Consider the following 13,032-nt stretch of genomic DNA (forward strand, 5'->3'; position numbering starts at 1 on the left):
ATTTTGTGTTCGGCGCTACAAACCGATCAGGATTTTTTGATTTATGATCTAAATCAATGAGCCTGTCCGCGTCCGCCAAGTATCACCGGATCGGAAATCCCATTCAGATTATACACAATTTTACCTGCCCTGATTGTCAGTTCACATTCAAGTTTTTTACTGGCATTGATTTTATATCCGGTATAATCGAAGAAACCAAATTTTCCTTCTCTCATATTAAAAACAGAAAGATCAGCAATTGAGCCAACAGAAAGTGTTCCAAGATCTTCCCTTTTAATTTCTTTGGCAGGATTTAAGGTAGTGGCTTTTATTACAGCCGGCAAATCCATTCCCATTGCCAGGAATCTCGACATCACAGTTAACAGATCTTTCATAGCTCCATTGATAGCTCCCTTATTCATATCTGTGCTAATGGAATTTGGATAGAATCCCTGCTCTAAAGCCGGAATAGCCTGCGAGTAGGCAAAGCTGATACCGCCAAAACCCACATCAAATACAATTCCTCTTTTTTGAGCTTCAAAAACGAATGGTTTTACTTTTTTAGTTTTCGGATCAACTATAGACTCCCTTGAATCACCAAGTTCTGCAAAGCAATGGGTGAAAATATCACCCGGGCGGAGATGTTTGAAAAATAGTTCTTCAATTGAATGTGCTGGTTTAGTTCCTCCAAAATCAACCATTACCGGAATATTGCCTGCAAGTTTACCGGCTTCAACTGCCCGGTCGACCGGAATCCATTCTGGTCCATTATAATGCGAAGTCTTAATTCCTACGATGTGATCTTTATATCTGCGGGCAACAATTGAGGTCAGTTTTGCATCCATATCCGTGAGGTTTTGCTCATATGCCCCTCCTCTGTAACCTTCACCTACAATATTCAGCCATGCCAGAACGCGGGTTTCCGATTGATCTATTACCTCTTCTTTGAACCTCTCAAATGACCTCCAGCCGGAACTCCCGGCATCAACGGTAGTTGTAATTCCGCTGCGGAATGTGAAGCCATCCGCAACCGGATCACCAGGTCTCATGCTATGAAAATTGTGGGAATGTATATCAACAAGTCCCGGAGTAACATACAAACCGGTGGCATTTACTACCTGCTTTGCTGTTTTTGAGTCGATATTCTTTGCAACAAGGACTATCTTATCGCCGTTAATAGCAATATCCATAAGCTCATTGATATTGTTTTTGGGATCAATTACATGACCGCCTTTTACCAGTATGCTGTAATTCTGTGCCCGGCTTGAGAAAGCAAGGATGCTTAAGAAGATGAATATTATCTGCGGTATCCTTTTCATTTTTTTTTAAAATCGGGTAATCGTTTAATGATGTTAAAACTGATATTAGAATCCTCAGACTTATTTAGGCAGACTTATCTTCCAGATATTACCACCGGTAGCTCCATATTCTATAACAAATACATTGTTTTTTATCATAACTGCATCAGTAGCTCCATTAAAACCCTCTACTATGCGCTTAGTTTTTACAAAATAATTATCTGTGGCTTTATCATACGACAGATCCAGGTGCAGTAAATCAGCACCCTGGTCCGTAAATGGTTTCATCAGCGCTGATCGTGCCCCCAAAGAATAGCGGATAGTAAAACCATCGCCTCTCAGATCTTTGGATAGATTCTTCTTACTGTCAAAAAACAATGCGAGTGGAGAACTGTGCGGCGTAAAGGTGCTTACTGTTACACCAGTGAGGTCGCCATCCAGTATTTTCCCGGAATGTCCCCGATATTCATTGGCATCGGGCCCGAGGTTTTGTATACCAGGAGAAAACTTTACCCCTGCCGGAATTTTTGGAAAATCAGGGTCATTCCTGAAATATCTTACAGCCCAGGCATGGGCACTTCTGGGAATGAATGGATCGGTATCCGGATTTGGCTGCCAGTCAGGATATTGCTGGGGATTTTCAATTCCGCCAACGATCCATGGAAAACCATAATGATGGCCCTCTCTGATCCAGAACATATCTTCATTGTGATCGTAATCAGATGAATTCGATACACCATACAAATTCCCTGAGCCGTCAAAAGCAATATCATAGGCATTACGTATGCCTTCAGCAAAAATATAACCATCTGCTTTTAGCTTTGCTTCATCATCAGGAAGTAAAAGATCCTTTGAATCAATTGGGAATCTAAAAACCTTTGAAGTTAAAGCCCCATTTCGGGCATTAGGCCATGCACCATTGTTATCCTGTACTTCGCCATGGTCGGTACGCGCACCACTGTTCACAAAGATGTACTTTCCATCAGGACTTATCTCAAGGGCATTCCAGCCATGGTCAAACACAGTCCGGTTCGTGCCATACTCAGCCGTATTAAATACCACAGACATTACTGGCTTTTCATTTGGTTTAAGATCATAACGAACCATCAGCCCTTTGTTTCCAAGGCCATTGTTTACCCTGGTATTGCCAGTGAGAAACAAGGTGTTTTTATAAATTGCTGCTCCCTGCAGGCGCGGAATGCCATGGTCCTCAACAGAAAGGATTTTTTCTGCAACGGGATTTTTATCATGTATATTTTTTATTCTGTACACCTCCCCATCATAACAGGTAAAGTATACAGCCTTTGTAGATTCGTCGTATAATATGCGTACACTTTTGGGTGCTACAGCCATGACATGCTCAACTTTAATATCGGGTCTTAAAGCTACCGGAGGTACAATCGCTTTTGGAGCCCTCGTATTCTGAGCATTTAAAATTGCAGCAGAAAGTAAGAGTGTGGTTAAGAGTATTTTGCTGTAGAATGTGTGTTTATTCATTATTTATTTTCTTCTGATCTCAAATCATAAAAATGAGCAAATTCTTATTGTTTATTTGGATGGCAATGCAAATGTTACCATATATCCGGCAGGATTTTCAGAATCTCCACCTACAGAAATCGCTACATATTGTTTCCCCTTGCTCCAATAAGTTGATGGATTCGCATTTGCAATTCCGGGCAAAGTGGTTTCCCAAATTTTTTCACCTGTTTTTTGATTAAAGGCCCTGAATTTTCTGTCGCGGGTGCTGCCAATAAAGAGTAAGCCACCTTTCGTTAATAATGGGCCAGCCGAACCACTTGCTCCGGTTTCTGGTGTTCCTGGTAGCTGCCCTTCCGGCTGATTCCCGAGGGTGACTGACCATTCAAATTCACCGGTATTCAAATTAATTGCATGTAATTGTCCCCATGGAGGTTTGATCCCCGGACGACGCTGATTGTCTAAGAATTGACCATAAGCAGTTAAATTCAGGTATTTATCCTCTTTTGGAGTGCTGATTCCTGATTTATTGGCCAGTTCATTTTCTTGTATTTCTTTTAAGAAGCTTTGCTCTATGGAAGGACGCGCTGTTGAAGACTCTTTATCAAAGAGATATGAAATAATTGCTTCTTCTTTTCCGGCAATTACACTGGCGAAAGATGGCATTTTACCTCCTCCGCGTTTGATCTTATTCAATGCATCCTCACGACTCAATCTGGTTTCTATCGCTAAAAGAGAAGGGTTTCCGGATTCATCCCCATTTTTATCTGCCATATGACAGCTGATGCAATAGGTAGAATAAAGTGCTTTACCCTGATTAAAGACAGAAAGGTTGGCCGTTTCATTTTCTACTACTTTTTTCATCGTAGCAATTTCCGGAGAGTCATTGGACTTGACATAAATTATTCCATTGATGGGATCAACTGTACCACCTCCCCAACTTGAGCCTCCACGGCTGCCCGGGAGCATGAAAGTTCCCTGAAGAGCAGGAGGAGTAAATGGACCTTCATACCTGAATGCATTGAAGCGCATCATTAAGCTGTCATGAGAGCCCCTGGAATAATTGCTTATATCATCTTTTGTAACGAATTGTCGGGCATAAGGTGCCGGTTTTGTTGGAATGGGTTGTGTTGGCCATGCCTGCTCACCCGGAATATCGGATGCAGGAACTGGTTTTTCCTCGATAGGGAATAAGGGTTCTCCGGTATCGCGGTTAAAGGTGTAAATATAGCCCAGTTTCGAAGTTTGAGCCACTGCATCAATCTTTTTGCCATTATGCACTACCGTGATCAGGTTGGGTGGGGCTGGTAAATCATAGTCCCAGAGATCATGGTGAACAGTTTGAAAATGCCATCTATATTTACCTGTAGCTGCATCCAGTGCGACTACAGAATTTCCGAAAAGATTCATTCCAAGCCGGTCCTTACCATAATAGTCATAGGTAGGTGATCCGGTTGCAAAAAATACCATTCCCCGTTTCTGATCCAAACTCATTCCTCCCCAGTTATTGGCACCTCCTACATATTTCCAGGCATCTTTCGGCCAGGTATCATAACCAAATTCTCCCGGCTGTGGTACGGTATGGAATGTCCATTCCAGTTTCCCTGATTTGATATCATAGGCACGTACATGACCCGGTTCGGCACCGTACAATTCAGATACTTCATTTCCAATAATCAAAAGGTTTCGGAATACAATTCCAGGACTTGTTGGTATCACCGATATTTTAGCGGGATCGCCACGCATGCCAACATTCATGCTTACCCAGCCATTATTTCCGAATGAAGGGATAGGTAAGCCGGTCTGAGCGTTTAATGCAAAGAGTTTATCACCTGCGGTTAGCAGAATTCTTTTATCAGTTCCTTCTTCCCAATAAGTAACCCCTCTGCCGATGCCACCTCCGGCTTCTCCATTGAATGGATCAAATGCCCAGATTTGCGTACCTGTTGTTGCATCCAGTGCATAGGCTCTGTGCCTTGCAGACAAGGTGTACATCACACCATCTACAATGATTGGATTACTTTCACTGTTTCCACCCCGCGATCCGGCAGGAGCATCACTGAACTTGTGAGTCCAGGCTATTTCCAGATTTTGAATATTATTCGTATTGATTTGATCCAGTATTGAATACCCTGTTCCTTCAGCATCAGCTTTATAAACAGACCAGCTGCGATCAAGATTTACTTTTTTACCCATTTCCGGATAAACTTTACATCCAGTGTAAACCAGAATAGCAAAAAAGGAAAGCAGAAGAATTGGTCTTATGTTAAAGGATTTGTAAAGTTTTGCCATACAATAAATAATAATTGAGCTATCAAATTAAAAACAATTTGATAATATGTTGTACGGCTATTGAAAATAATACAATGATTATTTAATCCATCCGCGAGAAAATAACTTATTCAAGGGTAGCGTGTTAATGGCTTCATATTTTCAGATACTTTATTTTTATTTATCAGGCAGTGAAAAAGACACATAAGCATCTGCTGATTTAGTTCTCATTTTACCACCCCCACAGGCAATCACTACATATTGTTTTCCTTTGATACTGTAAATTGAGGGACTTGCATATCCTCCAGCCGGAAGTTTGGTTTCAAAAAGCAGTTTCCCGGTCTTTTTATTGTAGGCCCTGAACATTTCATCACTCGTTGCAGCAATGAATACCAGGCCGCCAGCAGTAACTACCGATCCTCCCCAGTTCTCAGTACCCGAATGTATACCCTTAGCTTTCATGTCCGGATGATCGCCCAGTGTTTCTTTCCAGACAACCTTGCCATTGTTAAGGTCTATAGCCTGAAGCGTACCCCATGGCGGACTTACTGCCGGGTATCCTTCGAGGGTTAAAAATTGCTTAATTCCTCCTAAACGATAGGGTACCTCATAAAATGGATGTTTCTTTTTCTTTTCAGCGATATACTCCTCTTTTTGCAGGGCTGCATTGTTGAGCAGGTACGATGCAATAGCAGTTTTATCGGCCTCGCTAAGGTTTTTGAAAGCGGGCATCATCCTTCTACCGGAACTGATCAGGTTTTGAAAATCTAAAGTTTTGTATCTATTGTTCAGATCAACTAAAGCCGGGAAATTACCTGAACCTTTAAGATCGGCACCATGGCAACCGCTGCAATTTTTGGTGTAGAGCGAGGTGCCAGCTTCAAGATTGCTTTGCCTTTTTATGACCGGCTTATCAATGCGATTATCTGCTATGGTAACGATCCAGGGTAATTCATTCGCATTGATATACATAATCCCTGTTTCGGGGTCCACTGATGGACCACCCCATTCGCCACCACCGGTGAGGCCAGGGAATACCAAAGTTCCTTCAAGACTAGGGGGTGTAAACATAGGTCCGCCTTTAAATGTGCGGAAGCGCTTGACAAGTTCCTGATAGGAAGAGTCCGGAATATTTTTATTGAGATCTGCCTCTGAAATCCCTTGTCTTGCAAATGCCGGTATGACTGTTGGGATGGGCTGAGTGGGAGAAGGTTGTTCGCCATCCAGATCAGAGTGTGCAGGTACAAGGGTTTCAACAATAGGGTAGACTGGCTTGCCTGTGACCCTGTCAAGGAGATAAACATAGCCTTGTTTACTTGTTTGTACAAGGGCGTCTATCGCTTTACCATCTTTTTTAACAGTTAACAGGGTGGGGGCATTTGGGAAATCCCAATCCCATAGATCATGGTGAATGGCCTGGAAATGCCAGATATATTTTCCGGTTTCGGCATTCAATGCCAAAATACTGTTCCCAAAAAGATTATCGCCTCTCCGTTTGCCCCCATAGTAATCTGCATTTGCAGTACCTGTAGAAGCATATAAAATTCCTCTTTTTTCATCCAGACTGAAGCCACCCCAGGCATTAGCACTACCCACAAATTTATAGGCTTCCGGATCTTCCCAGGTTTCATAACCCTTTTCACCTGGTGCCGGGATAGTTCTGAAAAGCCACTTCAATTCGCCCGTATAAACATCGTAGGCTCTGATATGCCCGGGAGCTGATTCTTCTTCTTCAGAAAGACTACTACCCATGATGATCAGATCCTTGTAGATCATGCCTGCTGATGTAGAAGTTACTCTCAGATCACTGATATCCCTGTTCATTTCCAGATTGTCATGTAATGAAATCCGGCCATCTTTTCCAAAGCTGCTGATAGGTTTTCCTGTTGAACTATTTATACAATAAAGGGATGATCCGGCAGTATAAAAAATCCGGTTTTCATTGTTTTTGCCTTTATGTACAGCAATCCCGCGACAAACATTCAAACCATAACTTTGCTTTCCGGCATTGTCAATAAGCATGCTTGCTGTTGGATCGAAAATCCATTTTTCTTTGCCGGTAGCGGCATCAGCAGCAAATAGTTTCAACTGAGGAGATGTGCCATACAGAACACCATCAATGATCAATGGGTTGGTTTGGATCTGACTTGATTTATCAGCGTCTTTGGTATGGTAAACCCATGCAACTTTAAGCTCCCCGACATTATTTGTATCAATTTGATTTAGCGGAGAATAGGCCTGCCGATCTTTGCCTCCAGCATAAACATCCCATTCCTTATTGCTCAGATTATTCTGGCAGGAATTGAGAGCAATAGATGTTAATATGCAGCAAAGAATTAATGACAGGGTATTTTTCCTTTGGGATGAATAGAATATCATAGAAAGATAGGCTTATTTGAGAGACTTAAATATTGTAGAATTTAACAGCATTATCATGGAACAATCTCTTTTGTTCTTTATATGGTCTGTTTTTGACGATCTCTTTTAGAATATTTACCCAGTTTTCAAGTTCACTGTCTTTTAAACACCACGGCCAGTCGCTGGCGAACATTACACGCTTCGACCCAAAAATATTAAGGCAATGGTTTATTCCAGGGGCAAGAGTTTCAGCAGATTTTGGATATCCTGAACTAACAGAGATGATACCCGAAATTTTGCAAACTACATTTTTGTTTTCTGCGACAGTTTTCATTGCAGCGATCCATTCATTCGCATCATGATTTGCTTTGCCACCTGTTATTGCAGGATCCAGAAAAGCTCTTGGATCAACATTGCCGCAATGGTTTACAAGAAACCTTGTGCCGGGACATGTCTTAATTAATTCGGCAACTGAGGGTAACCATGCGGGTGAAATAGTGAAATCCAGGCTCAGATTCAGTTTGCCCAGAACTTCTACGTTTCTGATCAATAGAAGGTCTTTCATCTCCGCAACCGATCTGAAGCCATACCTGATGCCCTTAATGTATTCAGAGCCTTTAAATTGGGCAATGTAGCTCTCGAAATCCGGGCTCATCAGGTTGGCACTGATTACAGCTGCTACCGTAGGATTGGACTTGTCCTTACACATCTCTATGGCATATAATGCTTCTTCATAACGTTTTGCAGCAGGTACACCAACTTCCATATAAACTGCTTTCACCATGTTGACATTTTGAACGGCATGCATATAGGCCTTCATATCATAATTTCCTGGAATCGGCGGGGATGTCCAGCTTTTTCCAAACCGAACCAGATCTGCAAGGTGCTGATGGGTATCAATTAAAGGAAGTGGTTTTGACGGATTTCTAAGGGTCTCAGAAAGCAAAGAACCTACGGGAAAAGAAGCTAATGCGAGGACTGATGTGGATGTTATAAATTTTTTTCTGTTCATTGCAATATCTGATCATTTTAAACATTTATGTCGACCTGAAAAGTACAGGCTTCAAAATCTTTATCCCTGATTATTAAGAATTTTCAATTTAATAAATATTCCAATAAATTTTCAGTTGAGTTGTAATTTTAGTTTAAGCCACAGCTTATTTCCCTGTATTTATTTTTTATTACTCCGAAATGTAATTTGGAAGCATAAATGTCAGACTGCACAAAGAACAAGGATTTTTTGGGAATTTTTATTCTCGGTATGCGGCATAGTGAATACCTAATCTAACGTGAGTTCGAAATATAAAATGATTCTGGGGTAAATTTAGATTGAAGATGTTCTATTATTTTAGAAAGCAGGGTCTGTGCTTCTTCGGTCCTGCCGGTCCCGTGTTCTGCCCTTATTTTTGCAGCAGATTTGATAAATATCATGAAATTCAGTATTACAAAAAAGGTAGAGCTGCCACGGGTTTATTTGGAATGGCAAATGGTCCTTTTGCCGGGCTGCCCGTCCCGATGAAAAACAGCTCCGGGTAAAATAAACCTTGCCGAAGGAGGTATCTTCCGGCTATTGGTAATCTGAAATAGAATGCGATTTCTTGCCGGAAATACTCCGGAGGAAAGGGCTGAACTAAGCTATAACACACAGGTATTGCTTTCCAAAATCAATTATTGTGGCTCCAGAGCCTTATTAGATCAATTATAACCGTATTTTGTATCCTTCCTTATACCGAACTCAGGTTAATCTAAATTCTAAAAAGGCTTAGCGTTAGTTTATTTTTCTCAATCTATCGCAACAAATTTCAAACAAACCGGTTTATCAACCATGATCTTCTGTCCGCTTGGACTAATTAAGCCGGATTTCTTATCCCGTTTAAAAATCATTATTTCATTACTCGCACTGTTGCCAACCAGAAGAAAATTTCCACTGGGATCTATTACAAAATTCCGGGGTGTGTTAATATTAGTAGTTTGGCGACCTGCATATTTCAAAATGCCATTTTTGGCGATCGAATAAATGACTATTTCATTAGCATCAGCCCGATTTGATCCATATAAAAATTTATCATCGGGAGAGACATGGATATCAGCAGCTTCAACTGTACCTTTAAATTCCGGTGAAAGCATCGTTATAGTCTGCTTGGTTTCCAGTTTGCCGTCTTTATAATCAAATCCAACAATCGAAGCTCCCATCTCTAAAATAAGATAGGCATACTTTCCGTTAGGATGGAAAGTTAAGTGTCTTGGACCTCCGCCCTTATTGACACTTGTAAAAGGTATTTTAGCGGGTATTAATGCTTCAGATGAGGCCGGGTTTATTTCATAAGTTTTCACCTGATCAATACCTAAATCTGCAGCAAGTAAGTAGTGTCCGTCAGGTGTTAAAACGACGGCATGAGCATGAGGTTTTGCCTTAGAATCGGAACTATCTTCATGTTGTATTTTTTGTATTTCAGGATTTAGAGAACCATTTTTTTCAACGCGTATTGCAGCTAAGCTACCTGAATCATAATTGGCTGCGAATACCAATTCTTTTGAATCATTTACAGATACATAGCAGGGACCATCACCGCCTGAACTGACACTATTTAAAAAGCCAAGTTCACCGGTTTGGGCATTAAAAGAAAACGCCTGAATTGTGCCCTTGTCAACTTCACTAACTGAGTATAAATTCTTTCTGTCTTTACTGACCGCCAGATAAGATGGATTTTTGATGCCGAGTGTTTTCGAACGAAAGCTTGACTGACCTGTTTTGGTATTAAAACTAAAAACATGAATGCCATTCGTTTTTTCCTTGTTTGTATAGGTACCTACGATGAGATTATAGTTCTTGCCTCTTTTCGATTGTGCATTTGCCGATAGAGTAAGCGAAATAAAGACTGCGAATAAAGCTATAGTTCTCATGTATTCAGGATTTTTATTTCAGATTATTAACGGATCTACTTTAATTGATTTAACCCGTTTTCTTTAATCTCAAATTAACAATTAAAATAACGCTATTGAAATTTTAGTGTTCCAAAATATTGGGGCAAATGAAATTGTGGTTTTGGATGAGTGATAGGCGACCAAGATGCATAATGAGGATTGGAAGTAATTTCGGCTATTTTGTAGAAGTTAGCTTTCCAGATAACACCTTTTTTGGGCCGGCTGATTTTTGAATAATTTTCGAGCATATTAAGCGGTATTCTATATTCTACAGTCCAGGTAAGTGGTCCCGAAATTTCGGGATCCACTATTTTGGGTAAGGAATGCCCGATTTCTATCTTTTTTATATCCCCAGGAACAGGTTTAGGACTAATGCGCGGATTGGGATTGTATTCAAGAAGTGGTGTTCCCCCGCAATTAACTTCCAGATTAAAAAAATTTAAGGGGAATTCAGCGTTTGGAGAAAAGAAGAATTCTACTGCAGAATCTTTCCAGACTGGTCCATTGATTTCAGTTGTTACGCTTCTGACATTTCGATCCTGAACATGAAAAATAACATATACATTTTCAGAATCATACATCATTTTTGCCTGTGCCAATGGGCGAAATTCGGGTTCCATACGAATGAAATTTATAATCTCAATTGATTTAACTTTCTTCCATTCAGGTTTATCCCAATTCCCATCTATTTTAATTGCATGCTTCAACCTTCCTATATTATAAACAGGAGAGAACGTTCCTGAATCCAGCCTGTTTACCTGAGCAATTGCATTAAAACCTGCAAATAAGATAATTATGCCTGTTACAGCTTTACTGAGCCTCATGCATGTAACTATTTGTAATAATCCCGGCTTTATCTTTAGCACATCACTATTTTTTCTTCCCGGCATTTCTGACAATGTTTACATCTGAGCTGGTAATTACACTTGCTTTATTCCCAAAATTCTGACGGATATAGGTTGCAATCGATGCAATTGCATGATCGTCCAGGAATCCTGCATGGGCGGGCATCAATCCATCCCATTTTTGTCCGTTAACTTTAATTTCCCCTTGCAATCCATTTAATATTGCACCAAGAAGTCTTGATTTATCACCGGTAACCCAATCTGAGCCAGCCAGTGGTGGGAAACGGTTATTATCTCCTTTGCCATCTTTCTGATGACAATTGGCACAATAGGTATCATATAATATACTGCCTGCAAGCATATCACCGCTTGGGAGTTTGTCTTTGATTACATCAGGCTCTTTTATATAAGATCTGCTTTTGCGTTTTTCCATTTTCGCCAACTGGTCTTCGCCAAATTTCTCCTTATCGCCTTTATACATGATCCGCCATATTTTTCCCTTATTCGACTCAGAAATATATAGAGATCCATCCGGGCCTGTTGATAGTCCCATCGGTCTGTAAACAGCATCGCTGGTATTTACTACCGTATCTATCCCGGTAAAGCCATCTGCAAAAACTTCTATTTCACCCTTTGCTTTTCCATTCTCAAATGGAACAAAACAAACGATATAACCAGCCTGAGGATAGGGGGAACGGTCTGTTGAACCGTGAAGCGCGACAAAGGCTCCCTGCTTGTATCTCTCAGGGAATTGATTTCCCTGATAAAACAGGATGTCCATAGGTGCCCAATGACCCGGAAAGCCTATAACAGGTACATCAAATTCAGCAGCTCTGCCAATTATTTTACCATCTCCACCATAACCTGGCTGCAAAACATTCTTTTTGAGTAAATGGTCATAATAAGCATATGGCCAGCCAAAGTCAGACCCCTCAGTTACTTTTAAAAGAGGTTCAGAAGGGAGTACAGCACCCTGCCATGCCGAATAAAGATCCGGGTAAATGGTATGAAAATTATCGATTCCATTCATTACTGCATATAAATGATCATCCAGCGGGTTCCAGGTCATTCCAACCACACTTCTGATGCCAGTGGCAAATTTATAACCATCCTTTTGAGTCTGATTGTTCTTATTTGCATCGAATCGCCAGATACCAGCATGATTTATCCGTTCTGGTGATGGGTCCAGGCCTTTGCCACCCGGTATGCCGATTGGGCCATATTTGCTGATATCCTGTCCGGCATCAGATGGGGATCCAAAAGGAACATACATAAATCCTTTGCTATCAAAAGCTAAAGGTTTTGTTGTATGCCAGTTCCTTGCCACATTAGTGTCCAGATCAGTAAGGATCACTTCGGTCTTGCTTGTAGGAACAAGTTCTCCAGGTTTCAATTTATTTCTCAATACCTGATTAACGGTACTGGTGTATAAATAACCATTGTGAATAGTAACACCAACTGCAGAGCTGCCAACATCTTTGTAATCGCCAAAATAGATGATAGAATCTGCCTTGCCATCATTATCCAAATCACGTAATCCAACTGTACCTCCAGAACGATCCATTGCACGGTTGAAAGTCAATTTGACATAAATGTCTCCATTATCGTTGACTGCTAAATGCCTGGCCTTCCCAATGCTGTCTACAACAACCAGTGCTTCAAAATTATCGGGCAAATAGAGACCTCCATTATCAGGATCTCCTTTAAGGGAGTTTTTAGAATTTTCGCATGAACTGAACAAAATAATTAACAACAAAAAGCTTGTTAAATGATGCCGGGAATTTAAAATTGGCGTAAGGAGTTGGTTTAGAAATTTCATTTTGACAATGATTAAATGTAATTGAAATGTAGACCGGAGTACATACCCGGGATTTCAGATT

Annotated in this window: 8 protein-coding genes; all 8 read right to left on the reverse strand. The window is 40.8% G+C overall.

Annotated elements, in window-relative coordinates; translation table 11 throughout:
* Positions 1-53: 53 nt before the first annotated feature.
* The 8 genes from Q8M41_RS12280 to Q8M41_RS12315 all read right to left on the reverse strand — a co-directional run bounded on the left by Q8M41_RS12280 (position 54) and on the right by Q8M41_RS12315 (position 12,971).
* Positions 54-1,298, reverse strand: coding sequence for an amidohydrolase/deacetylase family metallohydrolase (locus Q8M41_RS12280; protein ID WP_305365572.1), 1,245 nt, complete (start codon positions 1,296-1,298; stop codon positions 54-56).
* 60 nt (positions 1,299-1,358) lie between these two features.
* Positions 1,359-2,774, reverse strand: a complete 1,416-nt coding sequence (locus tag Q8M41_RS12285; protein WP_305365573.1) for a sorbosone dehydrogenase family protein — start codon at positions 2,772-2,774, stop codon at positions 1,359-1,361.
* 51 nt (positions 2,775-2,825) lie between these two features.
* Positions 2,826-5,045, reverse strand: a complete 2,220-nt coding sequence (locus Q8M41_RS12290; RefSeq protein ID WP_305365574.1) for a pyrroloquinoline quinone-dependent dehydrogenase — start codon at positions 5,043-5,045, stop codon at positions 2,826-2,828.
* Between the two features lie 156 nt (positions 5,046-5,201).
* The gene (locus Q8M41_RS12295; RefSeq protein WP_305365575.1) at positions 5,202-7,403 is read right to left on the reverse strand and encodes a PQQ-binding-like beta-propeller repeat protein; all 2,202 of its coding nucleotides are present in this window, start codon (positions 7,401-7,403) and stop codon (positions 5,202-5,204) included.
* A gap of 25 nt (positions 7,404-7,428) precedes the next feature.
* The gene (locus tag Q8M41_RS12300) at positions 7,429-8,394 is read right to left on the reverse strand and encodes an amidohydrolase (protein ID WP_305365576.1); all 966 of its coding nucleotides are present in this window, start codon (positions 8,392-8,394) and stop codon (positions 7,429-7,431) included.
* Positions 8,395-9,164: 770 nt separating this feature from the next.
* Positions 9,165-10,286, reverse strand: a complete 1,122-nt coding sequence (locus tag Q8M41_RS12305; RefSeq protein ID WP_305365577.1) for a lactonase family protein — start codon at positions 10,284-10,286, stop codon at positions 9,165-9,167.
* A gap of 92 nt (positions 10,287-10,378) precedes the next feature.
* On the reverse strand, positions 10,379-11,131 hold the full coding sequence (locus tag Q8M41_RS12310) for a carbohydrate-binding family 9-like protein (protein ID WP_305365578.1): 753 nt from the start codon (positions 11,129-11,131) through the stop codon (positions 10,379-10,381).
* Positions 11,132-11,177: 46 nt separating this feature from the next.
* On the reverse strand, positions 11,178-12,971 hold the full coding sequence (locus tag Q8M41_RS12315) for a c-type cytochrome (RefSeq protein ID WP_305365579.1): 1,794 nt from the start codon (positions 12,969-12,971) through the stop codon (positions 11,178-11,180).
* Between the last annotated feature and the right edge of the window lie 61 nt (positions 12,972-13,032).

This window comes from Daejeonella sp. (genome assembly GCF_030684675.1).
In the GTDB taxonomy this organism is placed as follows: Bacteria; Bacteroidota; Bacteroidia; order Sphingobacteriales; family Sphingobacteriaceae; genus Daejeonella.